The sequence below is a fragment of the Streptomyces meridianus genome, assembly GCF_023703325.1.
GTDB classification, from domain to species: Bacteria; Actinomycetota; Actinomycetes; order Streptomycetales; family Streptomycetaceae; genus Streptomyces; species Streptomyces meridianus.
In genome coordinates this window covers 85,609-112,599 of record NZ_JAMQGM010000002.1, presented here as the reverse complement: position 1 = coordinate 112,599, position 26,991 = coordinate 85,609, and the positions used below count along the sequence as shown (strand labels likewise).

Genomic DNA, 26,991 nt, shown 5'->3' with positions numbered 1-26,991 from the left:
GAGCCCCCGTGTCGCTGCCACCCCTGGTCGAGCCGGCTGCCGAGCTCACCGTCGATGAGGTCCGCAGGTACTCCCGCCACCTGATCATTCCCGATGTCGGGATGGAGGGGCAGAAGCGGCTCAAGAACGCCAAGGTGCTGTGCGTCGGCGCCGGCGGTCTGGGATCGCCCACCCTGATGTATCTCGCGGCGGCGGGTGTCGGCACCCTCGGCATCGTGGAATTCGACGAGGTCGACGAGTCGAACCTGCAGCGTCAGATCATCCACAGCCAGTCGGACATCGGCCGTTCCAAGGCCGAGTCCGCCCGGGACTCGGTGCTCGGCATCAACCCCCACGTGAACGTCGTGCTCCACGAGGAGCGGCTCGAGGCGGAGAACGTCAAGGAGATCTTCGCCGACTACGACCTCATCGTCGACGGCACGGACAACTTCGCGACCCGTTACCTGGTCAACGACGCGTGCGTGCTGCTGGGCAAGCCCTACGTCTGGGGCTCGATCTACCGCTTCGACGGCCAGGCATCCGTCTTCTGGGCCGAGCACGGTCCGTGCTACCGGTGCCTGTACCCCGAGCCCCCGCCGCCGGGGATGGTTCCGTCCTGCGCCGAGGGCGGCGTGCTCGGCGTGCTGTGCGCGTCGATCGGGTCGATCCAGGTCAACGAGGCCATCAAGCTGCTGGCCGGCATCGGCGACCCGCTGGTGGGCCGGCTGATGATCTACGACGCCCTCGAGATGACCTACCGCCAGGTGAAGGTGCGCAAGGACCCCGACTGCGCGGTCTGCGGCGAGAACCCCACGGTCACCGAACTCATCGACTACGAGGCGTTCTGCGGCGTCGTCTCCGACGAGGCGCAGGCGGCGGCGATGGACTCGACCATCACGCCGAAGCAGCTCAAGGAGTGGATCGACAGCGGCGAGAACATCGACATCATCGATGTGCGCGAGCCCAACGAGTACGAGATCGTCTCGATCCCGGGCGCGCGGCTGATCCCGAAGAACGACTTCCTGATGGGTGCCGCGCTCCAGGACCTCCCGCAGGACCGCCGGATCGTCCTGCACTGCAAGACGGGTGTCCGGTCTGCGGAAGTCCTTGCCGCACTGAAGAGTGCCGGTTTCTCGGACGCGGTCCACGTGGGCGGCGGTGTGATCGGCTGGGTCAACCAGATCGAGCCCTCGAAGCCCGTCTACTGACGCCTGTTCCGGGGACCTGCCAGGTGCCCGGTGCCGGACCGGGTCCGTCCGCCGAGGCGGACGGACCCGGTCCGCTGCGTGCCACGGGCCGCGTGGCGTTCACGGGCAGACCGTGCCGTTCGCGGGCACCCGGCCGTCGAGCAGGTAGCCGTTGACCTTGTCCTCGACGCAGCGGCTGCTGCCGTAGGCGCCGTGCCCCTGGCCCTTCCAGATGAGCTCGACACCCACGCCGGGCCCCAGTTCCTCGAGCATCTTCCCGGTGCCGCCGAAGGGGGTGGCCGGATCCCCGGTGTTGCCGACGACGAGAATCGGAGCCGAGCCCTCCGCCCCGACCTCGGTCGAGCCCTGCTGCCCGGCCACCGGCCAGTCCGTGCACTGGAGCAGTCCCCAGGCAAGGAGCTCGCCGAAGACGGGGGAGGCCTTGCGGAACTCCGGAAGCGCGTCCTCCACGTCCTTGGCGGTGTAGCGCCGTTCGGTGTCCGCGCACACCACGGCGGAGTGCGCGGCCTGGGAGTTGTTGTAGCGGCCCTCCTCGTCACGGCCGGTCAGCGCATCGGAGAGGACGAGCAACAGACTTCCCGAGTCGTACTGCCTCGCCTCCTGCAGGGCCTGCCGCAGAACCGGCCAGAGGTCCTTCGAGTACAGCGCCTGGAGAATGCCGTTCATCGCCAGGGTCTGGGTCAGGTCGCGCCCGGAATTGGTGGGCAGCGGTTCCTCGTCCAGCCGGTCCAGAAGCTGCGTGATCTTCTGCTCTCCCTCCTCGGGGTCCTTCCCGACCGGGCACGAGGAGCCCTGCCCGGCGCAGTCCTCGAGGAAGGCGTCCAGCGCCTGCTGGAACCCTTTCGCCTGGGCGAGCGAACCCTCCTCGGGGGCCTGTGTGGGGTCGACCACGGCGTCCAGGACTGCACGGCCGACCCGTTTCGGATACAAGTGGGCGTAGACGCCGCCGAGTTCGGTGCCGTACGAGATGCCGAAGTAGTGGAGTTCGTCGTCGCCGAGGACCTGGCGCATCAGATCGAGATCGCGCGCGGCGTTGACCGTGCCCAGGTACGGGAGATGCGTGCCCGAGTTCTTCGCGCAGGCCGCCGCTGCTCGTGCGACGTCGCGCACGTACGCCTTCTCCTCGGCCCTGTCGTCCGGGGTGCCGTCGGACGCGTTCCAGGCGTCGAGCTGCTTGTCGTCGAGGCATCGGACCGGCGCGCTCGCCCCGATGCCGCGGGGGTCGAAGCTCACCAGGTCGTAGCGGGTGTGCAGCTGCCGGTAGTCCTCCTCGGCGAACGCCGGGAGGGTGGCCACCCCGGAACTGCCCGGGCCGCCGAAGTTGAAGATGAGCGAGCCGATCCGCTTCTCCCCGTCCTTCGGATCGGCCTTCACCCGGATGAGCGCCAGGTCGATCGTCCTGCCGTCGGGACGGGCGTAGTCGAGCGGCGCCCTCATCGACGTGCACTCCCAGCGTGTGCCCTGCAGGGGCTGCGGCGCGCCGGTTCCGGTGTCCCCCTGGAGGACGGTGGGCGGGCCGCACGGCTTCCAGCGGAGACGCTGGCCGGTGAGCGAGCCGGGCAGGGCCGGGACCGGTCCGGTCGCCGCGGACGCCTCCGGCCGGCTCGCGGACCCCGTCGGCTCGTCGCCGCCCCCGGTGCAGCCACCGATGACGGCGGCGGCCAGCGCAGTCGCCGCCGTCAGTGCCACGGCCCGGGCGGGCCTGGAGCCTGGGGGCATGACGCATTCTCCCGGTTTGCTCTCTCCTGTCCGTCGAACTGTAGATCCGGGCGGTCCGGCGCGCCGCCCGGCGCCTGCCCGTTTCGCGGACGGAAGGGTGAGTTCCTCACCGGTGGCGGGAGCGGCGGTCGCGCAGGCCCCTGCGCGCCGAGCCGGGTGCGCGCAGCAGGCCGTGGAGAGGGCCCCGGCGTGCCGGGCCCGGGCCCCGAGCCCCGCAGGGCGTCGTTCAGATCTCGCCCTTCCGGGTCAGATGGCTGAACGAGAGCCAGCCCGGGAGCACCGGCAGCCAGAACGTCATCAACCGGAACAGCAGCACCGCGGGCGCCGCGATCTCGTAGGGCAGCCCGGCCAGGGTGAGCGCCGCGATCAGCGCCGCCTCCACCGCGCCCACGCCGCCGGGCGTCGGCGCCGCCGACCCCAGAGCGTTTCCGGTGAGGAACACCACCGCGATCGTGGCGTAGCTCAGCTCCCCGCCGAACGCCCGGATCGACGCGTCCAGGCACATCACGAACATCGCTGTCAGCAGCAGCATCCCGCCGATTCCGGTGAGGAGCTTCTGCGGCCGCTGCAGAACGTCCAGCATGCGCGGTACGACACCGGCGAACAGCGCCCGTACCCGGGTGACGACGAACTTGCGCAGCACCGGAATCGCGGTCACCACGAGAGCCAGGACAGCGGCCGTGAGCAGACCCGCGATCACGGTGCGGGACGGTGACAGCGACGACGAGGCGTGTTCCGTCCCGGTCACGTAGCCGAACGTCAGGAGCAGCAGGATGTGGCTGCCCAGCCCGAACAGCTGGGACGCGCCGACGCTGGCCACCGCCAGGCCGGGACGCACTCCGGCCCGCTGCAGGAACCGGGCGTTGAGTGCCACGCCGCCGACGGCAGCCGGAGCGACCAGCTTCACGAACGAGCCGGCCACCTGCGCCAGGACCGTGCGGAAAAACGACACCTTCTCCGGAACGAAACCGAGCAGGCTCATCGCCGCGGCCACATAACTCAGCGCCGAGAACACGAACGCGGCCGCAACCCACGCCCAATTGGCCTCGCTGATCACCGCGCCCAGCCGGACGTGGGTGATCTGCGACAACAGGAAGTAGGCGGCGAAGGCGCCCGCGACCCAGGTGACGAGGGTCCGCGGGCGGATCCGCTCCAGCCGGGCCGGCTCGACCGGAGCCTGGGGACGGATCGTCAGCACCTGCCGTCGGATCCGGGCGAGCAGATCCTCCTCACGCGCCTCCTCCAGGGCCTCGTCGATGGCCTTCTTCTCGGCCTTGCGCTCGGCCTTCTTCTCGGAGCTCTTACCGGCCAGCAGGATCCTGCGGTCGGCCGGTACCGCGGGCTCCTCGCCCTCCTGCTGCTCCCGCGCCTCGCGCGAAGCCTCCAGCACGGCCTCGCGCTCCCGCTGGGCCCGTTCCTTGGCCTGTCGACGCAGGGTCGAGCGGGTGCCCCGGCTCATGGCGATGGGCTGGAGCAGGGGAAGGCTGTCGGCGACCGCGTCCGGTCCGAGCACCTCGACCGCCGCCGCCACCGACCGCTCCGCCCCGACCCGCAGGCCGAGCGTCGTGAGCAGCTGCGCCACGTCCATCCGCAGCACCAGGTCGCCGGCGGCGATCTCCCCGCCGCGCAGGTCGGTCAGCACGACGTTTCCGTCACGGTCCACCAGCACCGAGTCGCCGACGAGCCGCCGGTGGGCGATGCGCCGAGACTGCAGGGCCTGCACCTGGCGCCAGGCGCTGTGCAGCAGATCGTCGGTGATCGCCCCGTCCGGAAGCGAGTCCAGGGTCTGCCCGCCGGTGTGCTCGTACACGAGCATCACGGCGTCCGGTCCGAGTTCGGACGTCGCGATCAGCTTGGGTGCGTTGGCCCCGGCCGCGATCGCCGCATAGGCGAGCAGCGCCTCCTGCTCCAGCGCCTGACGCAGGGACTGCAGGCTCCGGCGCTGGGTGATACCGCGCAGCGCGAGCTGCCGCCACACGCGGTAGAAGAAGCCCTGGGCCTGCTGTTCGCGGTCGACGACGGTGACGTCGAGCGGCGGCCCCTCCTCCAGCGTGACGATGTAGCGGCGGCCGCGGTCCATGCGCTCGGCATCCGGCGGTTCCTCGGCACGCAGGGCGCTCACCGGACGGAAGCCGACCCTGCGCAGCCCGGCGAGCAGGGTCTGGCCGGTGGGGCGGACGTTGGGCGAGCCGACCGTGTAGAGCGTCCCGTAGGCGACCGTCCATCCGATCAGTACGGTGACGATGATCGAGAACGGCGTGGTGTAGCCGCCGACGAGGACAGCGAACGCGTCCAGGATCAGCACGGCCCACAACACCACCCGCCAGCGCGGCCGCCGCGCCATGCCGACCGCCGTCATGTAGGCGATGACGGGCGCGAGGTAGCCGTGCACGGGGTCGGTGACGTCGCCGCTGGGCGCCTGCTGGGTGAGCGCGTCCCGGATGGAGTCCGGCGCCGCCTCGGCGACCCAGAGGTCCGTGGTGAGGGACACGCCGTGGGCGAGGACGGCCGCGAGCACGCCGTCGGCGATCCGCAGACCGTCGCGCTTGATCAACCGTTCGACGGCGAAGGCGACCGGCACGATCAGGACGGCGACGCTGGAGGCGAAGCCCGCAAAGCCGATGAGCAGGGCCGGGGTCTGGCCCGCACCCTTGCCGATGTCCTTCTCCAGGCCGGCCGTCGTGCCGTGGGCCACGGCGGCGATTCCCAGTACCACGGCGATGCTCAGGATGCCGACGAGCAGCCGCACCAGGTCCGAGGGTCGGTGCACCCGGGCCGGCAGCAGCGGCTCGTCGCCGGGGACCCGGTCGATGTGAGCCGTCCCGTCGCATTCGGCCGGATCGCAGCGCGGCCCGCCGGCGTCGTCCTCCGCGCCGGCGTCGGGGGGCCGTACATCGTCGTGCTTCCCGCCGGCCCCGGTGTCGTCGCCCGCGCCCCCGGTGCCGTTCCCGGTGTCCCGGCACGACGGGGCCGCACCGGAGCCCGGGCGCTGCGTCCCGCCGCCCCGGGGGACGTCAGCCCCCCGCCCGGGCGGTGTCGCGCAACCGCCGGGACGGTCCGAACCGGCAGGGTCCGGGCATGCCGGAGTGCCGGGGCCGCCCGCCTCGCACGGCTGCCCGCTCTGTCCGGTCGATTCTCTTCGTTCTCGTATCACCAGTCACCGCCCGGATGATGGTGGCACGAGAGGACCCCGCAGGTGGGCATGAGGGTGTATTTCCGCGACGGGCCGTGCACGGAGTGCCCATGCCGACGGAACGGGTCGCCGTCCGTGAAGGACAGCTCCCGCTGTCGGTGGCATGCGGCAGGATGGGGCGGATGAACGACCCGGAACTGCCCGCTTACGCGGAACGCGTGCTCGATGTCACCGACACGATCCCGCCCGGCCGGGTGATGACCTACGGGGACGTCGCCGAATGGCTCGGCGAGGGCGGGCCGCGCCAGGTCGGCCGGGTCATGGCGCTGTACGGCGGATCCGCCCCCTGGTGGCGCGTCGTGCGGGCCGACGGCGTCCTGCTCCCGGGACACGAGCAGCGCGCCCTCGCCCACTACCGGCGGGAGGGCACGCCACTGCGCGGCGCGTCTGCGGCGGCGGCCGGACACATACCGCGGATCGACATGGCTCTGGCCCGGTGGGACGGTTCGGCGGACGGCGGCCGGACGGAGGGTGCTCACATCTGACAGCTTCCCGCCATCCCGGGCCCGATGCGGCGACCGCGCTTCCGTCCGGCGTAGTCTCGCCGGGCCCCTTACACGCCCGCCGCAGGGCCCGGCGACAGCACGGCAACCAGCACGACCGGCACGACTCCCCGGCACGAACCCAGGACCGGCGATCCATGTGAGCACCTCCACCCCGTCCCTCCGGCCGCTCCCGGGGCAGGCCCGGCGGCCGGACCCCGGCGCATACCGTCTGGTGCGCACCCCGCCCGAGCCTCCGGCCCCTCCGGTCCTCGACCCGCGGCAGCGCGCGGTCGTCGAGCACACCGGCGGACCGCTGCTCGTGCTCGCCGGCCCCGGCACCGGCAAGACCACGACCCTCGTCGAGGCGGTCACCCGGCGCGTGCGCAGCGGCTGCGATCCGGAGCGCATCCTCGTCCTCACCTTCGGCCGCAAGGCGGCCGTCGAACTCCGGGACAGGATGGCGGCCCGGCTGAGCGGCCGGACCGGTCCCCTCGCCACCACCTTCCACTCCTACTGCTACGCGCTGGTGCGCGCCCACCAGGACGCCGAACTGTTCGCCGATCCCCTGCGGCTGCTGTCCGGACCGGAGCAGGACGTCGTGGTACGCGAGTTGCTCGCCGGGCAGCCGGAACTGGAGCGGGACGGCCGCGGCGGCGTCCAGTGGCCCGCTGAGCTGCGGGCCTGTCTCACCACCCGTGGGTTCGCCGACGAGGTGCGCGCGGTGCTGGCGCGCAGCCGGGAACTGGGCCTCGGCCCGGACGCGCTGGCCGCGTTCGCCCGCCGGACCGGGCGTCCCGACTGGGACGCGGCGGCGTCCTTCCTTGCCGAGTACCTCGATGTCCTGGACGCGCAGGGAGTGCTCGACTATGCGGAGCTCGTGCACCGCGCGGTCCTGCTCGCCGAGCAGCCTGACGTCGGTCCACGACTCGCCGCCCGCTACGACGCCGTGTTCGTCGACGAGTACCAGGACACCGACGCTTCACAGGTGCGGCTGCTCCGCGCGCTCGCGGGCGACCCGGGTGTCGTCCGGCGGCCCGGTGCACCCCGCGGCGCGGCGCCGGCGCACGCGGGGGAGCACACGCCCGGCACCGGCCACCGCCGGACCCTCGTCGCGTTCGGCGACCCCGACCAGTCGATCTACGCCTTCCGGGGCGCGGACATCAACGGCATCCTCGACTTCCCCCGGGCCTTCCCGCAGCCCGACGGGACCCCCGCGCCGGTCGAGGTGCTCGGCACCTCCCGCCGCTCCCGTCCGGCGCTGCTGGCCGCCAGCCGCCTCCTCACCCGCCGCATGCCGCTGCCCAGGCTGCCGGCGGAAGCCGTACGCGCCCACCGCGACCTGGTGCCCGCGAGCACCGACGACGCGGAGGCGGAGGGCGCTCCGGGGCGGGTCGAGGTGTTCACGTACCCGACCGCCGGAGCCGAACTCGACAACGTCGCCGACATCCTGCGGCGGGCCCATCTCGAGGACGGCGTCCCGTGGAACGAGATGGCCGTACTGGTCCGGGCCGGCGGGCGGTCCATTCCGTCCGTGCGCCGGGTCCTCGCCTCCGCCGGCGTACCCGTGGAGACGGACGGCGACGACCTGCCGCTGCGCCATGAGCCGGCCGTCGCCCCGCTGCTCACCGCGCTGCGGGTGGCCGCCGACGCCGCACTGCCCGGCGGCCCGAAGCGGTCTGTCCCGCCGGATTCCGGTGAGGCGGCCGACACCCCGGTGATCGACGTCGAGACCGCGACGACCCTGCTCACCTCCCCGCTGGGGGCCATGGACAGTTCCGACCTGCGGCGGCTCGGCCGTGCGCTGCGGGACGAGGAGCGCGCGGCGGGCCGTCCCCTCCCCAGGCCCTCCGACGCGCTCATCGCCGAGGCCCTCGCCGAACCGGAACGGCTGGTCGCCCACGACCCCGCGCATGCCCGCGGCGCCCAGCGGCTCGGTCTGCTGCTGCGCCGCACCCGTGACCTGCTCGCCGCCGGAGGCACGGCGGAGGAGGCGCTGTGGACGCTGTGGGACGGGACCACATGGCCCCAGCGGCTCGAGCGGGCGGCCCGGTGGGGCGGCGCGGCCGGGCGGAACGCGGACCGCGATCTCGACGCCGTCTGCGCGCTGTTCGAGACCGCCGCCCGGGCCGAGGAGCGGACCGGGGGCCGGGGTGCCCTCAACTTCCTCGAGGAACTGGACGCCCAGGACATTGCCGCCGACACCCTGGCCCGCCGCACCGTCCGCCCCGACGCGGTCCGGCTGATGACGGCGCACCGGTCCAAGGGCCTGGAGTGGCGGCTCGTCGTCGTAGCCGGTGTCCAGGAAGGGCTCTGGCCCGACCTGCGCCGCCGCGGCTCCCTGCTGGAGGCGGACCGCATCGGCCCCGACGGCCTCGCCGAGCCCCTCCCGCCGGGCGCGCTGCTCGCCGAGGAGCGGCGGCTGTTCTACGTCGCGGCCACCCGTGCCCGCGAGCGGCTCGTCGTCACGGCGGTGAAGGCCCCGGCGGAGGACGGCGACCAGCCCTCCCGTTTCCTGCGCGAGCTGGGGGCGGAGCCGACCGACGTCGCGCAGCGCCCGCGCCGCCCGCTCTTTGTGGCGGCCCTGGTCGCCGAGTTGCGTGCCACCACGGTGGACCCGGGGGCCTCTCCGGCCCTGCGCGAGGCCGCGGTGTCGCGGCTCGCCCGGCTGGCCGCGCTGACGGACGACGACGGGGCCGGGGACGGCCGGCCGCTGGTCCCCGCGGCCCACCCGTACCGCTGGTGGGGCCTGCTGGACGCCACCAGCAACGAGGTGCCGCTGCGCGACCGGGACAGTCCCGTCGCCCTGTCGGGCAGCGCCCTGGACCAGCTGGCGAACGGCTGCTCGCTGCAGTGGTTCCTGGGGCGGGAGGTGAAGGCGGACGCACCTGCCACGGCCGCCCAGGGGTTCGGCAACGTCGTCCACGTGCTGGCCGACGAGGTGGCCTCGGGCCGCACGCCCGCCGATCTGTCCGTCCTCATGGAACGGCTGGACTCGGTCTGGGACGGGCTGGCCTTCGACGCGCCCTGGAAGTCGCAGCAGGAGAAGGAGAACGCGCGGGCGGCCGTCGAACGCTTCCTGCGCTGGCACGTGATGGACCGGGCCGGACGCACACCCGTCGCCACCGAGCACGCTTTCGACGTCACCCTGGAGGCCGGGGACCACGCGGTCCGGATCCGCGGCAGCATGGACCGGGTCGAGACGGACGCCGCCGGCCGCGCCTACGTCGTCGACTTCAAGACCGGCCGGCAGAAGCCGTCCGGCCCGGAGGTCGAGCGCCATCCGCAGCTCGCCGTCTACCAGTTGGCGGTGCGCGAGGGAGCCGTCGACCCGGTCTTCGGCGGCCGCACCCCCGGCCCCGGCGGCGCCGAACTGGTGCATCTGCGGCTGGGGGCCCCGAAGAAGGAGGGCGGCGACGCGCTGCCCGCCGTCCAGACCCAGCCGCCGTCGGCCGGTGTGGCCGATGCCGTCGACGGCGGCGGGGACGCCGACCGGCACCGGGGCGACACCTGGGTCGGCGAGCTGCTGGCCACCGCCGCCGGACGGGTCCTCGACGAACGGTTCGCCCCCAGCACCGGTCCGCAGTGCCGCACCTGCTCCTTCCGCAGCTCGTGCTCCGCCCTGCCCGAGGGCCGGCACGTCGTCGAGTGACCCGCAGCGCCGCAGGCCCCCCGCCCCCGCCCCCGCACCCGTCCGGGTCCGCAGGCGCCCCGCCCCCGGCCGAGGCTGTCGGTGGCCGCCGCTAGCCTCGGGGGGTGACCGCGCACCTCACCGATCCCGAGCAGCTCAAGGAGCTCCTCGGGATCCCGTTCACCCCGGAACAGACGGCCTGCATCACCGCTCCGCCCGCCCCGCAGGTGATCGTCGCCGGAGCCGGTTCCGGCAAGACCACGGTGATGGCCGCGCGCGTCGTCTGGCTCGTCGGCACCGGGCAGGTCGCCCCCGAACAGGTCCTGGGTCTGACCTTCACCAACAAGGCTGCCGGCGAGCTGGCCGAACGCGTCCGCCGCGCACTCGTCGCGGCAGGGGTCACGGACCCCGATCCGGCGTCCCCCGGCAACTCCGACGACATCCCCGGCGAACCCGAGATCTCCACCTACCACGCCTTCGCCGGCCGGCTGCTCAAGGACCACGGCCTGCGCATCGGCCTGGAACCCACCACCCGGCTGCTCGCCGACGCGACCCGCTTCCAGCTGGCGGCGAAGGTGCTCCGAGAAGCCACCGGACCGTATCCCGCCCTCACGAAATCCCTCCCCGGACTGGTCGAGGACCTGCTCGCCCTCGACGGCGAACTCGCCGAACACCTCGTCCCCCCGGAGCGGCTGCGCGCCCACGACACCGCACTGCTGCGCGCGCTGGAAACCGTCAAGCTCGGCAACGCCGACCTGCGCAAGGTCCCCGAGGCCGCCCGCGCCCGTCTCGAACTGCTCGGCCTCACCGCCGCCTACCGCGAGCAGAAGCGCCGCCACGACCTGATCGACTTCGGCGACCAGATCGCCCTCTCGGCCGCACTCGCCCGCGCGCACCCCGAGGTCGGCCGCCAGCTGCGCGAGGAATTCGCCGTCGTCCTGCTCGACGAGTACCAGGACACCTCCGTGGCCCAACGTCTGCTCCTGGCATCCCTGTTCGGTGACGGCACGGGGCACGCCGTCACCGCGGTCGGCGATCCCTGCCAGGCGATCTACGGCTGGCGCGGTGCGTCCGTGGCCAACCTCGACGACTTTCCCGAGCACTTCCCCTTCGCCGACGGCAGCCCCGCCCGGCGCTTCGCCCTCAGTGAGAACCGCCGCAGCGGCGGCCGGCTCCTCGACCTCGCCAACCGCCTGGCCGCACCGCTGCGGGCCCGGCACGCCGGTGTCGAGGCGCTGCGCCCTGCCCCCGGCGCGGAGCGGGACGGCATCGTCCGCTGCGCCTTGCTGACCACCCATGCCGAGGAACTGGCCTGGCTCGCCGACTCGGTCGCCCACTTGGTCCGCACCGGCACCCCGCCGGGGGAGATCGCCGTGCTGTGCCGCACCGCCGGGGACTTCGCCAGGATCCAGGGAGCCCTGGTCGAACGGGACGTTCCGGTCGAGGTCGTCGGGCTGTCCGGCCTGCTTCACCTGCCCGAGATCGCCGACCTGGTCGCCGTGTGCGAGGTGCTTCAGGACCCGACCGCCAACGCGTCCCTGGTCCGGTTGCTGAGCGGTCCCCGGTGGCGCATCGGGCCGCGCGACCTTGCCCTGCTCGGCCGCCGGGCCCGCGCACTCGTGGCGCCGCGCACTGCGGGTCCGCAGCCCGACGACGACGTGGACCGGCGGCTCGCCGAGGCCGTCGAGGGTGTCGACCCGGCCGAGGTCGTCTCGCTCGCGGACGCCCTCGACACGTTCCTCGCACCCGACGGGGACGAGGAGGCCGACGCGCTGCCGTTCTCCGCCGCGGCCCGGGTCCGCTTCGCCCGCCTCGCCGCCGAACTGCGGGACCTGCGGCGCTCGCTCGGCGACCCGTTGATGGACGTCCTCCACCGGGTGCTGGCCGTCACCGGGCTCGAGGTCGAACTCTCGGCGTCCCCGCACGCGCTTGCCGCTCGGCGGCGCGAGACCCTGGGAGGCTTCCTCGACATCGCCGCATCGTTCGCCTCCCTGGACGGCGAGGCCACCCTGCTGGCCTTTCTCGGCTTCCTCCGCACCGCCGCGCAGTACGAGAAGGGCCTCGACCATGCGCTGCCCGGCACCGGCGACACCGTCAAGGTCCTCACCGCGCACAAGTCGAAGGGACTGGAGTGGGACGTGGTCGCCGTCCCCGGGCTGGTGGCCGGACAGTTCCCGAGCGAGCGGGCGCGCGAGTCGTGGACGGCCAACGCCAAGGTCCTCCCGCACGCGCTGCGCGGGGACGCCGCCACTCTGCCGGATACCGAGGACTGGACGAGCAGGGGGATGTCCGCGTTCAAGACCGCGATGAAGGAGCATCAGGGGACCGAGGAACTGCGCCTGGGATACGTGACGTTCACCCGCCCGCGGTCGCTGCTGCTCGGATCCGGTCACTGGTGGGGCCCGGAACAGAAGAAACCGCGCGGCCCCTCCGTGTTCCTCGACGCGCTCCGCGAGCACTGCGAGGCCGGGCACGGCGAGGTCGAGGCGTGGGCGGACGCGCCGCCGCCGGGCGAGGAGAACCCGGCCTTCGCCAAGAGCACCGAAGAGGGGATCTGGCCGCTGCCGCTGGATCCGGAGGCCTTGAGCCTGCGGCGCCGGGCGGCGCGGGCGGTGCTGGACCGTCTGGACCGGGCCCCTGCAGGGCCGCGGGACGCCGACATCGCGCACGGGACACACGGCCCTCACCCCACCGGCAGCGGCGACGCGGTAGGCGGCAGCGACCCGGGCCGGGCGGGCAGCGGCGCGTCGAACCGGGACCTCGCACCCGGCTTCGCCGTTCCGCACCCATCGGACGCACCGCCCGCCGGGGCAGCTCCTTCCCGTGCCCCCCGGCTGCCCGCCCCGCGCGGTCCGGGGCGGCCACCGGGGGAGGACACCACCCTGACGCCCGAGGAGGCCCGTGCGGTGGCGTCCTGGGACCGGGACCTGGACGCCCTCGCCGGGGAACTCCGGCGCGCCCGTGCCACCGTCCGGGACGTGCCGGTGCCGGCCGCACTCAGCGCTTCCCAGCTGATGCGGCTGGCGTCGGACCCGGAGGGCTTCGCCCGCGAGCTGGCCCGTCCCATGCCCCGCCCGCCCCAGCCCGCCGCCCGCCGGGGCACGCGGTTCCACGCCTGGGTGGAGTCGCGGTTCGAGGAGGTGCCGCTGCTCGGGCCCGAAGAACTGCCGGACCTCTTCCCCGACGAGCCCGGGGCGCAGATCACGGACGAGCGGGACCTCGAAGAGCTCAAACGGGCGTTCGAGCGCACTCCGTACGCCCGCCGGAACCCGCACCGCGTGGAGTGGCCGTTCTCGCTCACCCTCGCGGGCCGGGTGATCCGCGGCCGGGTCGATGCCGTCTACCGTGGCCGTGACGCCGATGATGCCGCGGCGGACCACGGGCCCGGGGGCCCGGCGGGCTGGGAGATCGTCGACTGGAAGACGAACCGTGCCCACGACGCGGACCCGCTGCAACTGGCCGTCTACCGCCTGGCCTGGGCCGAGGCGCACGGCCTTCCGCTGTCCGACGTGACGGCCTCGTTCCTGTACGTGCGCAGCGGCGAGGTGGTGCGGCCCGACGGCCTGCCCGACCGCACCGGCCTCGAACGGATCCTGCTCGGCGGCACCGGCGCTCCGGGAGACAACCCCGGCGATCCGGGCACTCCCGGGCCCGGCTCCGGCTCCGGCGGTTCCGGCGGTTTCGGCGAATCCGATGACTGACGCGCCCGGCTGATGCGGCCGGCCCGCGGGGCTGCGTTCGGCCCCCGGCCCCCGCCGGATCAGGAGCACCCACCCGGCCGGATAGGCTCGCAGTCATGAGCAGCACCCCGGACAGCGCCGTCCGCGCGTACATCGCCGAGCATCGCAGCCGTTTCCTCGACGACCTCGCCGACTGGCTGCGGATCCCTTCCGTATCGGCCGACCCCGGCAGGGCGGTCGACGTACACCGAAGTGCCGAGTGGCTCGCCGCCGGGCTGCGCGAGACCGGGTTCCCCGTGGTCGAGGTCTGGGAGACGCCGGGCGCCCCGGCGGTCTTCGCCGAGTGGCCCTCCGGCGACCCGGGCGCCCCCACGGTGCTCGTCTACGGTCACCACGACGTTCAGCCGGCGGCCCGGGAGGACGGCTGGCACACCGAACCGTTCGAGCCGGCCGTCCGCGACGGGAAGATGTACGCCCGCGGCGCGGCTGACGACAAGGGCCAGGTCCTCCTCCACGTCCTCGGCGTGCGCGCCCACCTCGCCGCGACCGGACGGACGGCCCCGGCCGTCAACCTCAAGCTGCTGATCGAGGGCGAGGAGGAGTCCGGATCCCCCCATTTCCCGGAACTCGTCCGCTCCCGTGCCGGCCGGCTGGCCTGCGACAGCGTGATCGTTTCGGACACCGGCATGTGGTCCGAGGACACTCCCACCGTCTGTACCGGCATGCGCGGCCTCACCGACTGCCAGATCGACCTGTACGGGCCGGACCAGGACATTCACTCGGGTTCGTTCGGCGGCGCCGTCCCCAATCCGGCCACGGAGGCCGCGCGGCTGGCCGCAGCTCTGCACGACGACGACCGCCGGGTGGCGGTTCCCGGCTTCTACGACGGCGTGGTGGAACTGACCGCCGAGGAGCGGGCGCTCCTGGCCGAACTGCCCTTCGACGAGACGGCATGGCTGCGCACGGCGCACTCGCACGCCACGCTCGGCGAGAGCGGTCACACCACCCTCGAACGGATCTGGGCCCGGCCGACGGCCGAGGTCAACGGCATCAGCGGCGGCTACCAGGGCCCCGGTGGCAAGACGATCGTTCCGTCCCGGGCCCAGCTGAAACTGTCCTTCCGGCTGGTGGCCGGCATGGACGCCGAGAAGGTGCAGCAGGCCGTACGCGCCTGGGTGGCGGATCAGCTGCCCGCGGGAGTCCGGCACGCGATCACGTTCTGGGGCGCCACCCGCCCCTGCCTCACACCGCTCGACCATCCGGCGCTGCAGTCACTCGTCCGGGCGATGGGCCGGGCCTTCGGCCGGAAGATCCGCTTCACCCGGGAGGGAGGTTCGGGTCCCGCGGCCGATCTGCAGGACGTGCTCGGGGCGCCCGTGCTGTTCCTCGGCATCTCCGTCCCCTCCGACGGATGGCACGCGCCGAACGAGAAGGTCGGCCTGGACCTGCTCATGAAGGGCGCCGAAACGGCCGCCTATCTCTGGAGCGACCTGGCGGAGCACGGCCGGGCCGTCCAGGGGGCGCCACCGGGGTGACGTAACCGGCGCCGGACGGCCGGCGCACGACCCCGATCACGCAGATCACCCGCCCGAGGGGGAGTTGGAAGCAGACGTGACCACCAGGACCGAACAGACCTCCATCCGGCCGATCACGCTCACCGGTCGCAGCGGCATCGACCGGGCGGCCCACCACCGCCTGGACGAGGCGTGGCTCGCCGCGGCCTGGAGCCATCCGAAGACGCGCGTCCTGGTGGTGTCCGGCGGCCAGGCGCTGGTCGAGGACCTCCCCGACGGGCGCACCGAACTCGTCCTGCTGCCCGCGTTCGAGGCGCCGATCAGCGAGACGCACCGGTACTTCCTGGGCACCGACGAGGAGGGCGTCCGCTACTTCGCGCTGCAGCAGGACACGCTCCCGGGGCGGATGGACCAGGCGGCGCGGCCCGCCGGTCTGCGCGAGGTCGGTGCGCTGCTGTCGGAACGCGATGCGGCGCTGCTCGCCCACGCGGTGGCTCTGGAGAACTGGCAGCGGCTGCACCGGTTCTGTTCCCGGTGCGGCGAGCGGACCGTGATCGCGGCCGCCGGTCACGTCCGACGCTGCCCGGCCTGCGGAGCCGAGCACTACCCGCGCACCGATCCGGCCGTGATCATGCTGGTGACGGACCAGGAGGACCGGGCGCTGCTCGGCCGCCAGATGCACTGGCCGGAGGGGCGGTTCTCGACGCTGGCCGGCTTCGTCGAACCGGGGGAGTCGATCGAGCACGCCGTCGTCCGGGAGGTGGCCGAGGAGGCGGGCGTCACCGTCGGATCGGTCGAGTACGTCGCGAGCCAGCCGTGGCCGTTCCCGTCGAGCCTGATGCTGGGGTTCATGGCCCGGGCGACGTCGTCGGAGATCCTGGTGGACGGCGAGGAGATCCACGAGGCCCGCTGGTTCTCGCGGGACGAGCTCGAGGCCGCGTTCGCCTCGGGCGAGGTGCTCCCGCCGTCCGGAATCTCGATCGCGGCGCGCCTGGTCGAGCTCTGGTACGGCAAACCCCTGCCCCCGGGCGTTCCGCGCTGACGGTGGCTCCGGACCGGTTTGGTTATTACCTCTTGGCGAGCCGGTAGATGCCGTAGCTGACAGCAAGGATGAAGTCGACGGCAACCCACAGGCCGATCACGAGGCCTGCGCCGATGGTGGTGCCCGTTTCCGTCCCCGCATTTTCGGTCTGACACTTGTCGTACGGGGACAGGACTTCGCCCGGGGGAATTTCTTTGCTGAGGCCGGAGCAGTCCTGGAGAGTGCCGGTCGCGTCGCCCAATCCCACGGCCAGCCAGATGATGAAGACCAACTGAACGGCGAGGAAGAACCACAGGAACCACGACTTGTACCAACGGCGTTCGCGTGGCTGGCCACGGGATGCGGGAGGTTCCGGTGGTCGTGGCCCCCATTGCTGATCGCGCTCATCCATAGCGGAGGCCTCTCACTCTGCCTGAGGATGGACTTGACGTCGTTCGATCCGGTGTCCATTTTCGCCCTCGCAGGGGGCCTCCGCATCAGGCCTGCTCTGCGCAGCTCCGCCCGTCGTCACGGGGAGCAGCCCGGGGACGCCCATGACCGGGAGCACGACGAAGGGGCCGGTCCCCGGGTGCAAATGGGGGCCGGCCCTTCGCGCAGCATGCCGGCTCTCAGCCGGCCAGGGCAGCCTTGACCTGGGCCAGCGACGGGTTGGGGAGGGCGGAGCCGTCCGGGAAGAGCACCGTCGGCACCAGCTGGTTGCCGCCGTTCACCTTCTCGACGAACGCTGCCGACTCGGGGTCCTGCTCGATGTTGATCTCGGTGTAGGCGATGCCCTCTCGCTCCATCTGGCTCTTCAGCCGACGGCAGTAGCCGCACCAGGTGGTGCTGTACATCGTCACGGTCCCCTGCATCGGTCCTCGCTCTCGTCCGTCTCGTGGGTTGTGCTCGGGAATCCCGAGGAGGGAACGCCCGAGCCCGCCCGCCCATTCCCGGGCCTGCCGGAAGGCCTCGGAGTGCGGTGGCTGCGCCCCGTACCGCCCGGATCGTATGACCACCGGACCCCCGCTGTGGACAACTGTTCCGAGCCCTCCCGGGGAACTGGCAGCATGGCCGTGTGACACCGACACCAGCGACCGACCCGGCCCTCTCCGCGCTCTTCCGCTCGTCCCCGTCCTCCGCTGACGCGGTGCTGGACGGGCTCGACCCCGAGCAGCGGGAGGTGGCGACGGCGCTGCACGGGCCCGTCTGCGTGCTGGCGGGTGCGGGAACCGGCAAGACGCGTGCCATCACCCACCGGATCGCCTACGGAGTGCGCGCCGGGATCCTGCAACCGGCCAGTGTGCTGGCCGTCACTTTCACCAGCCGGGCCGCGGGCGAGATGCGCGGGCGGCTGCGGCAGCTCGGGGCGGACGGCGTCCAGGCCCGCACCTTCCACTCCGCGGCGCTGCGCCAGCTCCAGTACTTCTGGCCCCGGGCGGTCGGCGGGGAGCTGCCGCGGCTGGTGGAGCGCAAGGTGCAACTGGTCGCCGAGGCCGGTGCCCGGTGCCGGATCCGGCTGGACCGCACCGAACTGCGCGACGTGACCGGCGAGATCGAGTGGGCCAAGGTCACCCAGACCGTTCCGGAGGACTATCCGGCGTGCGTCGCCAAGGCCGGCCGGGACGCCCCGCGCGATCCGGCGGAGATCAGCCGGATCTACGCCGCCTACGAACAGCTCAAGCGTGACCGCGGAGTGATCGACTTCGAGGACGTCCTGCTGCTCACCGTGGGAATCCTCCAGGACCGCCCCGATATCGCGGAGCGGATCCGCGGGCAGTACCAGCACTTCGTGGTGGACGAGTACCAGGACGTCAGCCCCCTTCAGCAGCGGCTGCTCGAACTGTGGCTGGGCGACCGGGACAGCCTGTGCGTGGTCGGCGACGCGAGCCAGACCATCTACTCCTTCACCGGTGCCAGCCCGGACCACCTGCTCGGCTTCCGGACCGCACACCCGAACGCCACCGTCGTCAAGCTCGTCCGCGACTACCGGTCGACGCCGCAGGTGGTGAATCTCGCCAACGGTCTGCTGGCCCAGGCCCGGGGCCGGGCGGCGGAACACCGGCTGGAACTCGTCTCACAGCGGGATCCGGGGCCCGAGCCGCACTTCACCGAGTTCCCGGACGAACCGGCCGAGGCGGAGGGCACAGCCCGCAGGATCCGCGAGCTGATCGACGCCGGGGTCAGTCCCGGGGAGATCGCAATCCTCTACCGCATCAACGCCCAGTCGGAGGTCTACGAGCAGGCACTCGCCGACCAAGGGGTGCCGTACCAGCTGCGCGGCGCGGAGCGATTCTTCGACCGCCCGGAGGTCCGGGAGGCGGGCGTTGCGCTGAAGGGTGCGGCCCGGGCGGGCGGCAACGACCCGCTGCTGGATGACGTCGAAGACCTTCCCTCCCAGGTGCGGGCGGTGCTCGGCACCACCGGCTGGACCGCCGAGCCGCCCGCCGGATCGGGGGCCGTCCGGGAGCGGTGGGAGTCCCTGGCTGCGCTGGTGCGGCTCGCCGAGGACTTCGCCCGGGGCAGGCCGGAGGCGACCCTGGCCGATCTCGTGACGGAGCTCGGGGAGCGCGCCAATGTCCAGCACGCGCCCGCGGTCGACGGCGTCACGCTCGCCTCCCTCCACTCGGCCAAGGGCCTCGAGTGGGACGCCGTGTTCCTCGTCGGCCTGACCGAGGGCATGATGCCCCTCACCCACGCCAAGACGGACGAGCAGATCGAGGAGGAGCGCCGGCTCCTCTATGTCGGAGTCACCCGCGCCCGGAAGCACCTCACCCTTTCGTGGGCACTGTCGCGTGCCCCCGGCGGGCGGGCCGGGCGCCGGCCCAGCCGGTTCCTGGACGGTCTGCGCCCGGGGTCGGGCGCCTCCCACCGCGGTGGCCCCGGCGGTCAGGGCGGTGTGGAACGGGGCGGAGGGTCCCGGCGCCGCAAGCGCGGCCCCGTCCTCTGCCGGGTCTGCGGGCGCACCCTCACGGATGCCGGTGAGATGAAGCTGATGCGGTGCGAGGGCTGTCCGTCCGACCTGGACGAGGCCCTGTACGAGCGGCTGCGCGACTGGCGCATGCAGGAGGCCAAGGAGCTGGGCCAGCCCGCCTACTGCGTCTTCACCGACAAGACGCTGATGGCCATCGCCGAGGCGGTACCGGGAACCGAGGCGGAACTGGGGGCGATCTCCGGCGTCGGCAAGCGGAAGCTCGACCGTTTCGGGGCCGCCGTTCTGGCCATGTGTGCAGGTCAGGAACTCGCGGTGGAGGAGGCCGCGGAACCGGACGAGCACTGATACGAACTTGTCGAGAAAATGGTTTGCGCGGGCCGTGGGATTCCCCATAGGTTCTCTTCCACGGGCAGGATCCGCTCTTTGTCCGGGCCGTTGAGGCCTGGTGAAAACCCCTCCGGGGGAGGGTCGATGTCCTCCGACACGGAGGACGCAGGGCCTTCTTGGGCCACAGAATTCATGCTGTACTGAACTGAGACGGACCGGTGTCACCGGTCCCCGAGACGCCGAGAGGAGGCGATTCCCATGACCAGCTTCACCAAACTGCGCGGTCGTCAGGTCGTCGTCTCCTGCCTGCCCGGCGCCTCTGTGCTCCGTGGTACCGGCATCGCCGGTTCCCTCGAGGCACGTCTCATCGAGCGTGGCGTCATTGCGGTCAATGACCGACCGACCAAGGCACCGGCGGCAGTAGCAGCGGCAGAGGTCTCGGCCTATGCCGTCGCGGCCAAGGGTGCCGACCTTCAGCAGACGTGGACCGGTGGCGGATTCGCCCTCGGCGCGGCGTCTGCGGCCGAGCACCACACGATGCGGGCCTTCCGCGGGCTCGAACCCTGGAGAGATCCAGCCTGATCACCAGATCAGGTCGGCACCTTCCAGGGCCGCGGAACCCGAACCGGGATCCGCGGTCCTTTTCGTTGCCTGGAGCGGGACGCCGCTCCTCGTCGGCTGAAGAGGAAGCACCCGGTACGACCGAAGCAAACGGCCCACAAGGCCATCGGACCGAACAGACGAGGAAGACACCACCAGTGCCCAGCCCCGCACACGCCCCGTCCGTAGCGCACCAACCCGCGTTCCCCCCGCCCGGCCCTTCGGAGGTTCCCTTGACCCAATCGACCCTGCTCACCGCGCTCGACGATGAGATCGAGCGGTTGGGTGAACTCGTTCCCTGCCGTTCGTACGACCCCGAGGTCTTCTTCGCGGAGTCCCCTGAGGACGTCGAGTACGCCAAGACCCTCTGCCAGTCCTGCCCCCTCAAGGACGCCTGCCTGGCGGGTGCCAAGGCCCGGCGTGAGCCCTGGGGTGTCTGGGGCGGCGAACTGTTCGTCCAGGGCGTGGTCGTGCCCCGGAAGCGGCCGCGTGGCCGTCCGCGGAAGAACCCGGTCGCGGCATGAACACCACCGGAACGATCGACCGCCCGCGCACGCACGAACCCACGAAGCAGGTCCCGACGATGAAGCCGTCCGCCAACGAATCGTCCGTCAGCACTCCCTTCTCCCGCACCGCGCAGAACGCGCCGGGAAGCCGCCAGAACAGGAACCGTGACATGCAACTCATCCCAGAAGCCCTGGCCCGTGCCCATATGCACGACAGGGTCAACGAGGCCGAATCCCAACGCAGGGCCCACGGCATCCTCAGTGCCCGGCGCTTGCAGCGCCGTGCTGAGCGGGCCTCGATGCGGGCTCGCCGCGCGCTGGCCATGGCCGTCATGAACTGACGGCCCGACCGGAGCCGTCACGGGGGAACCGGGGAGGGAGAACGGGGGAACGGGGGGCGGAAGGGGCCGGTCGGGGACCGGCCCCTTCGGTGAGTTCCGTGCGTCCGCGCCGACCCGGGGATATCTTCGGCTCGTGAGCGAGAAGACCCCGCCTCCTGCCGGCCCGGCCGGCCGGGAGCAGACCATCGTCTGCGCGCTGTGCCGTGTCGCGTCGCCGGCTTCGCCACCGCCCCTCTCCTGGATCTGCTCCCTCGAGAACGGCGTGCGTACGTACTGCTGCCAGGACTGCGCTCGCGCCAACATCCGGGCCATCGAGGGGCGTCTCGACACCTCCTGGTGGTGACATGCCCACCGCTTTCCGCCGGGATTTCGCGACCGGCTTGAGCGCCGGCCGCCCCGGCCCTCGCACCGCGGTTCAGACCGCTGCCTCCGGCACCCGTGGTGCGATCGGCACCGTGCTCCCCTGGGCTCGCCGATCGCCCGCCCGTTGACCGGAAGCCGGCTCGGTGCGCCAGGCACCGCACGGGCACGAGGGGTGCGCGCTGATCCTCTGCGGGTCTCCGGCCAGATCCGGTGGGACCAGTTCCAGACGTGCCCCCACACTCGACGGCAGCGTGCCGTCCAGGAACGCCAGGGCGTGGACCACGGCGACGCCCGCCACGACGGACGCCAGTGCGGAGTCACAGGCATGCACTGCGGTGGCGCGGCCCGACCGCCACTGCGCGACCATCCGGGACCAGCCCGGCTCGTGAGCCTCCCGCTCCAGAGCCAGGCAGCCCGAACAGGGAGCCTCCCCGGGCAGGACGAGGGGACCCACGATTCCGGTGTTCTCGATCACCCCCGTGTACAGGTGAGGTGTCCCCGAGGCCAGTAGATCCTCCGACGGGACCGGGTCGGGCGCCAGGGCGGAAAGCCCGTCGCGGGGAGCGTGCACCACCAGCGCGGTCCGGGCCGCGCAGTCTCCCGGGTCCTCCCGTTCCCCCGTCCGGGAGGGGGAGGACGCACGCACCAGCCGCCGTCCGGCAGCGTCCCGCCGCTGCCCCACCGACTCGACCCGCATCCCGGAGGGCGACACGTCCCAGGGCTCGACGCACCCGCCGTCCACCACGTGCACCCGGCCAATCCCCGCGGCCGACAGGCCCGCGGCGACGGCGGCGCCGACCCGGCCCGCGCCGCGCACCTGCACGCGGGTCTCCCGGCGGGCCGCCATCCGGCGCCATGCGTCCCCCGGGGCAGGATGCCGCAGGGACAACGCGGCGAGATCCGGCCGAAGCCGTTCCCACTCCGGGCCCGGCGGGACGGTGGGGCCGGGGATCGCCGTCGGATCGTCGAGCAGCCCGGCGGCCGCCAGCCGTTCGACGAGCGCCTCCACGGCGGAGTCCGGGAGACCCAGGGCGGCGGCCTCCCGCCGCAGCAGCGGCAGCCCCCGGGTTCCGTCCAGGAGGCCCAGGAAACTTCCGGTCGCGGGGTCGACCGGTCCGAGCACCACCGCATGGGCGGGCGAAACCCCGAACTGCATGGTGTTCCGGTCGCGCCAGCAACGCCGCAGCGCAGGCTTGAGCATCGGATGCACGTTTCCGCCCCCTGTCCCGGTCTTCGAATCCCGACCCAGCATGAGACTTCCGGGGGAACGGCGCCGAAAGTTGTCCACAGGCAGTGGATAACGTCGTACTAATGCGCTTCGGCCCCGGTGCTCACGCCTCGGCTGCGGCGCGGGAGGACGGTCCGCAATCGACGTCGGGACTTCCGTCGGCCCCGGCGGGTAACGTCGTGGCGTGCCCGCCGATCCGCTTCACCGCACCGCGAAACCGCAGCGCCGCGCCTCCTCGGCGCAGCCGGCCGGCCCTGCCGCCGCCGACGTCGAGGTGCGCCGCAGCGCCCGGCGGCGCAGGACCGTGTCCGCGTACCGTGAGGGCGACCGCACCGTGGTGCTCATCCCGGCCCGGATGTCCGAAGCGGAGGAGCGGCGCTGGGTCTCCGTCATGCTCGAGAAGCTCGCCGCCCAGGAGCGCCGTCGCCGTATGGGCGACGGCGAGTTGGCGGCTCGCGCCGAGCGGCTGTCCGAGCAGTACCTCGGCGGTGAGGCCCGTCCGTCCGTCGTCCGCTGGGTCACCAACCAGAACACCCGATGGGGCTCCTGCACCCCCGCCGAGGGCAGCATCCGGTTGTCGCACCGGCTCCAGGGGATGCCCGAGTACGTCGTCGACTACGTACTGCTCCACGAGCTGGCGCATCTGCTCGTGCCCGGACACGGGCCCGGTTTCTGGGAACTGCTCAGGGCGTACCCGCGCACCGAACGGGCGCGGGGGTACCTGGAAGGCGTGGTCGCCGCCGCGCGTCTGCCGCAGCCGGGGGGAGCCGACGGCGGCGCCGAGGACTCCGACACCGCCGGCGACGCACCCGCGGCCGGGGGCTGAGGAACGCTCGAGAACACCCCGCCCCCGCAGCCGGAAAGCCGCCGTCACGCCGTCCGCAGCAGGTCCCTGCTCCGGTCCACGAGCCGCTGCACCGACACGTCGGCCACCTGCGGCACCTCGTCCCAGGCGAACCAGCGCAGGTCGAGCGACTCCTCGCTGATCGCGGCCACCGCGTCGGAGGGGGCCAGCGCGGCGTACTGCACGTCCAGATGCCAGGCGCAGGGCGTGGCGTGCCGGTCCAGTCGGGCGGGCCCGCCGGGGACGAGTTCAAGGTCCGCGATGCCGGACTCCTCCCTCGCCTCGCGCAGGGCAGCCTCGGCGAGTGTCCGGTCCTGCGGTTCGCAGTGACCGCCGGTCTGCAACCACATCTGCAGCTTGCGGTGCAGCGTGAGCAGCACGCGCCCGCCCGACGGGTCGACGACGATGCTGCTCGCCGTGATGTGCCCGTCCCGGCAGGATTTCCACATCCCGTCCGGATAGGACGTCAAATGGTCGCGGTAGAGAACGCGCAGCCCCTCCTGGCCGGCATCAGGCGCGCGCCATGCATCCAGCACGCCCGCCGCATCCGCGTGCAGGCTCATGCGCGGCCCTCGCCGCCGTCGTCGTGCCGGTCCTCGCGCTCCTGCTCGCCACCGGCGGCGTCGCCGGGCCGGTCACGGTCGTCTCCCGTGGCACCGGCGCCCTCGGCCGGGCCCGTGCTTCCGCTTCGGTCCGGTCCGCGCTTCGCTCCGCCGCCCGCCGCTTCGCCGAGGATCCTGTCCAGCTCGGAGAAGTCGGGCTGCTCCCTGTGCACGAAACCGTCGGGGTCGTCCAGGTCGTGAGCGGTGGGCAGCATGTCCGGGTGCTCCCACAGACCGTCCCGGCCCTCGGGCCCGCGGGCGTCCGCCAGCGAGGCCCACAGGCGTGCGGCGTCCCGTAGCCGCCGCGGACGGAGTTCCAGGCCGATCAGTGTCGCGAACGTCTGCTCGGCGGGCCCGCCGCTGGCCCGGCGGCGGCGCAGGGTCTCGCGCAGCGCACCGGCGGACGGAAGGTGCGGGGCCGCTGCCGCGTGCACGACCGCGTCGACCCATCCCTCGACGAGCGCCAAAGCGGTCTCCAGCCGGGCCAGCGCCGCTTTCTGCTCCGGGGTGTCCTCGGGCTGGAACATGCCCTGCTGCAGAGCATCCTGCAGTTGTTCGGGGTGGGTCGGGTCGATCTGGCCGACGGCGTCCTCCAGCTTGGAGGTGTCCACCTTGATGCCCCGGGCGTAGCCCTCCACGGCTCCGAACAGATGCGAACGAAGCCACGGGACGTGCGCGAACAGCCGCTGGTGGGCGGCCTCGCGCAAGGCAAGGTAGAGGCGCACCTCGTCCTGCGGCACGCCGAGGCCGCTGCCGAACGACGCGATGTTGACGGGCAGCAGCGCCGCCTTGCCCGCCGGGCCCAGCGGCAGCCCGATGTCCGTGGAACCGACGACCTCGCCGGCGAGCACCCCGAGGGCCTGCCCGATCTGGGTGCCGAACATTGCGCCGCCCATGGAACGCATCATGCCGAGCAGCGGGCCCGCCATGGCCTGCATCTCCTCGGGGAGCACGTCGCCCATCGCCGTCCCCACGCGCTCGGCCACCGGGTCGACGAGGTCCTTCCAGACGGGCAGCGTCGCCTCGACCCACTCGGCGCGGCTCCAGGCCACGGCCGTGCCCGACCCGGACGGCAACGACGTGACGCCGTCCAGCCACAGGTCGGCCAGCCGGACGGCTTCCTCGACCGCGGACTTCTCGCCGGGGCTGACGCTGGCGTCCTTGGTGCCGTCCGCCGTTCCCTGCGCGACGGTCTGCCGGGCGATGTCCTTGGCCATGTCCCAGTTCACCGGGCCGCCCTCGTAGGAGAGCATCTGGCCGAGCTGCTGGAACGCCGACCCCAGGTCGTTGGGGTTCAGCGATCCGAACATCGCGGCGAGCGGATTGTCCGCTCCGCCACTGCCCCCGCCGAACCCGAACGGATTCGCGGGGCCCTTGTCACCGCCCTGACCGCCCTTCCTGCGCCCCTCGTCGCCGTCTTCCGGCTCCTCAGGGGGAAGGCCGAATCCGAATGGGTTGTCACTCACGGGTTTCCTCGGCTCCTCGGGCCGCCGGCCCGGGGCCGACGGCGACTGCCCGACAACACATCCAGCGTAGACACTCCGGCCCGGCTGCGGGCTTGGTGCTTCGCTGTCCCGGTACCTGCGGCAGGATGGACCACACCTGATGCGTATGCGCAAGTGCTCGTACGTACTGCAGACAACCGCTGGAGACGCCCGGTGAGTTCCCCAGACCCAGAAGTTCGCGCACCGCGAACCGACCCGCCCCCGGCCGCGCACCGGCCCGTGATCGCCGTCACGGGCGCCGCTTCGGGGGTCGGCGCCCTGTTGACGCGACGGCTCACGGCCTCCGAGGAGGTCAAGCAGGTCGTGGCCGTCGACGAGCGGCGCGGCGACGCGGCCGAGGCACATTGGCACATCCTCGACGTCCGCGATCCGGCCATCGCGGAGAAGCTCCGCGGCGCCGACGTCGTGGTGCACCTCGCCGTCGACCTCGACTTGGAGACCGATCCGGGGGCCCGGACCGCCTACAACGTGCGCGGCACCCAGACAGTGCTCACGGCGGCGGCTGCCGTCGGGGTCCGCCGGGTCGTGCTCTGCACGTCGGCCATGGTCTACGGAGCACTGCCCGACAACGACGTCCCGCTCGCCGAGGACGCCGAACTGAGGGCCACTGCCGAGGCCACGGGGGTGGGCGATCTGCTGGAGATCGAGCACCTCGCCCGCCGCGCTCCCCGCGCGCACCCCGGTCTGAACGTCACGGTGGTGCGGCCGACCGTACTGGTGGGCGGCACGGACACCGCGCTGACCCGCTATTTCGAGTCACCGCGGCTGCTCGTGGTCGCCGGTTCCCGTCCCGCCTGGCAGTTCTGCCACGTGGAGGATCTGGCCTCGGCACTGGAGTACGCGGCGCTGGAACGCGTGGAGGGAGAGATCGCGGTCGGCTGCGACGGCTGGCTGGAGCAGGAGGACGTCGAAGAACTCTCCGGCATCCGGCGGATGGAACTTCCGTCGGCCGTCGCGCTGGGCGCTGCGTCCCGTCTGCACCGTCTGGGCCTGACCCCGTCGCCGGCCGGGGACCTTGCTTACACGATGTATCCGTGGGTGGTCAGCGGCAGCCGGTTGCACGAAGCGGGCTGGCGGCCGGAGTGGACCAACGAGGAAGTGCTGGCCGCCCTGCTGGAGGAGGCCGCCGGGCGCCACACGGTGGCGGGCCGGCGGCTCGGTCGCAAGGACGCCACGACGCTGGGCGCGGCAGGCGCCACCGTCGCGCTGGTCGGCACCGCGGCCCTGGTGCGGCGCGCCCGCAAGGCGCGGCGCCGGATGTGAGCCCGGTCCGGCGCACCTGCGCCGGACCGGCCGCCGGCCGGCCGTGGCTCTGC

General features: G+C 72.8%; 20 protein-coding genes. 13 read left to right on the top strand and 7 right to left on the bottom strand.

The annotated features are described in order from the left end of the window. Window positions 1-8 precede the first annotated feature (8 nt). Window positions 9-1,187: an adenylyltransferase/sulfurtransferase MoeZ gene (moeZ, locus tag M1E25_RS02165; RefSeq protein ID WP_251408561.1), complete on the top strand. Its 1,179-nt coding sequence runs from the start codon at window positions 9-11 to the stop codon at window positions 1,185-1,187. A 99-nt stretch (window positions 1,188-1,286) separates the two neighbouring features. On the opposite strand, the gene M1E25_RS02160 is transcribed toward moeZ, so the two are convergent. Next, a complete protein-coding gene (locus tag M1E25_RS02160; protein ID WP_251408558.1) occupies window positions 1,287-2,906 on the bottom strand; it encodes an alpha/beta hydrolase in 1,620 nt (539 codons plus the stop codon). Between the two features lie 226 nt (window positions 2,907-3,132). Next, entirely contained in the window at window positions 3,133-5,676 is a 2,544-nt protein-coding gene (locus tag M1E25_RS02155; RefSeq protein ID WP_251408555.1) for a lysylphosphatidylglycerol synthase transmembrane domain-containing protein, read from the bottom strand. Window positions 5,677-6,212: 536 nt separating this feature from the next. Here M1E25_RS02155 and M1E25_RS02150 point away from each other — a divergent pair. The 5 genes from M1E25_RS02150 (at window position 6,213) to nudC (ending at window position 16,448) form a co-directional block, all read left to right on the top strand. Beyond that, window positions 6,213-6,584, top strand: a complete 372-nt coding sequence (locus tag M1E25_RS02150) for an MGMT family protein (RefSeq protein WP_285830271.1) — start codon at window positions 6,213-6,215, stop codon at window positions 6,582-6,584. A 157-nt stretch (window positions 6,585-6,741) separates the two neighbouring features. Then, on the top strand, window positions 6,742-10,233 hold the full coding sequence (locus M1E25_RS02145) for an ATP-dependent helicase (protein ID WP_251408547.1): 3,492 nt from the start codon (window positions 6,742-6,744) through the stop codon (window positions 10,231-10,233). A gap of 104 nt (window positions 10,234-10,337) precedes the next feature. Then, complete coding sequence (locus tag M1E25_RS02140; RefSeq protein ID WP_251408545.1) at window positions 10,338-13,913, top strand: ATP-dependent helicase; 3,576 nt, start codon at window positions 10,338-10,340, stop codon at window positions 13,911-13,913. A gap of 95 nt (window positions 13,914-14,008) precedes the next feature. Next, window positions 14,009-15,427 (top strand): dipeptidase, encoded by a 1,419-nt coding sequence (locus M1E25_RS02135; protein ID WP_251408542.1) that lies wholly within the window; start codon window positions 14,009-14,011, stop codon window positions 15,425-15,427. A 76-nt stretch (window positions 15,428-15,503) separates the two neighbouring features. Continuing rightward, complete coding sequence (gene nudC, locus M1E25_RS02130; protein WP_251408539.1) at window positions 15,504-16,448, top strand: NAD(+) diphosphatase; 945 nt, start codon at window positions 15,504-15,506, stop codon at window positions 16,446-16,448. Between the two features lie 25 nt (window positions 16,449-16,473). Here nudC and M1E25_RS02125 read toward each other — a convergent pair whose 3' ends face one another. Both M1E25_RS02125 and M1E25_RS02120 read right to left on the bottom strand, forming a co-directional pair. Then, a complete protein-coding gene (locus M1E25_RS02125; protein WP_251408536.1) occupies window positions 16,474-16,839 on the bottom strand; it encodes a hypothetical protein in 366 nt (121 codons plus the stop codon). Window positions 16,840-17,056: 217 nt separating this feature from the next. After that, on the bottom strand, window positions 17,057-17,299 hold the full coding sequence (locus tag M1E25_RS02120; protein WP_251408532.1) for a mycoredoxin: 243 nt from the start codon (window positions 17,297-17,299) through the stop codon (window positions 17,057-17,059). Between the two features lie 203 nt (window positions 17,300-17,502). Between M1E25_RS02120 and M1E25_RS02115 the strand changes: the two genes are divergently transcribed. The 5 genes from M1E25_RS02115 to M1E25_RS02095 all read left to right on the top strand — a co-directional run bounded on the left by M1E25_RS02115 (window position 17,503) and on the right by M1E25_RS02095 (window position 21,476). Beyond that, window positions 17,503-19,704: an ATP-dependent DNA helicase UvrD2 gene (locus M1E25_RS02115; RefSeq protein ID WP_251408529.1), complete on the top strand. Its 2,202-nt coding sequence runs from the start codon at window positions 17,503-17,505 to the stop codon at window positions 19,702-19,704. Window positions 19,705-19,944: 240 nt separating this feature from the next. Next, complete coding sequence (locus tag M1E25_RS02110; RefSeq protein WP_251408527.1) at window positions 19,945-20,268, top strand: hypothetical protein; 324 nt, start codon at window positions 19,945-19,947, stop codon at window positions 20,266-20,268. 176 nt (window positions 20,269-20,444) lie between these two features. After that, window positions 20,445-20,810, top strand: coding sequence for a WhiB family transcriptional regulator (locus M1E25_RS02105; RefSeq protein WP_251408524.1), 366 nt, complete (start codon window positions 20,445-20,447; stop codon window positions 20,808-20,810). Further along, the gene (locus M1E25_RS02100) at window positions 20,807-21,133 is read left to right on the top strand and encodes a putative WhiB-interacting protein (protein ID WP_251408521.1); all 327 of its coding nucleotides are present in this window, start codon (window positions 20,807-20,809) and stop codon (window positions 21,131-21,133) included. Before M1E25_RS02105 ends, M1E25_RS02100 begins: the two co-directional genes overlap by 4 nt. A gap of 133 nt (window positions 21,134-21,266) precedes the next feature. Next, window positions 21,267-21,476 carry a hypothetical protein gene (locus M1E25_RS02095; protein ID WP_251408518.1) on the top strand — a complete coding sequence of 70 codons (210 nt, stop codon included), beginning with the start codon at window positions 21,267-21,269 and terminating at the stop codon, window positions 21,474-21,476. A gap of 72 nt (window positions 21,477-21,548) precedes the next feature. On the opposite strand, the gene M1E25_RS02090 is transcribed toward M1E25_RS02095, so the two are convergent. Further along, complete coding sequence (locus M1E25_RS02090; protein WP_251408515.1) at window positions 21,549-22,706, bottom strand: ThiF family adenylyltransferase; 1,158 nt, start codon at window positions 22,704-22,706, stop codon at window positions 21,549-21,551. 202 nt (window positions 22,707-22,908) lie between these two features. Between M1E25_RS02090 and M1E25_RS02085 the strand changes: the two genes are divergently transcribed. Then, window positions 22,909-23,550, top strand: a complete 642-nt coding sequence (locus tag M1E25_RS02085) for a M48 metallopeptidase family protein (protein WP_251408512.1) — start codon at window positions 22,909-22,911, stop codon at window positions 23,548-23,550. Window positions 23,551-23,594: 44 nt separating this feature from the next. On the opposite strand, the gene M1E25_RS02080 is transcribed toward M1E25_RS02085, so the two are convergent. Then, entirely contained in the window at window positions 23,595-24,131 is a 537-nt protein-coding gene (locus M1E25_RS02080; protein ID WP_251408509.1) for an NUDIX hydrolase, read from the bottom strand. Further along, entirely contained in the window at window positions 24,128-25,636 is a 1,509-nt protein-coding gene (locus M1E25_RS02075) for a zinc-dependent metalloprotease (protein WP_251408506.1), read from the bottom strand. Before M1E25_RS02075 ends, M1E25_RS02080 begins: the two co-directional genes overlap by 4 nt. 192 nt (window positions 25,637-25,828) lie before the next feature. On the opposite strand from M1E25_RS02075, the gene M1E25_RS02070 reads away from it, so the two are divergent. Continuing rightward, window positions 25,829-26,938 carry an SDR family oxidoreductase gene (locus M1E25_RS02070; protein WP_251408503.1) on the top strand — a complete coding sequence of 370 codons (1,110 nt, stop codon included), beginning with the start codon at window positions 25,829-25,831 and terminating at the stop codon, window positions 26,936-26,938. The last annotated feature ends 53 nt before the right edge of the window (window positions 26,939-26,991 follow it).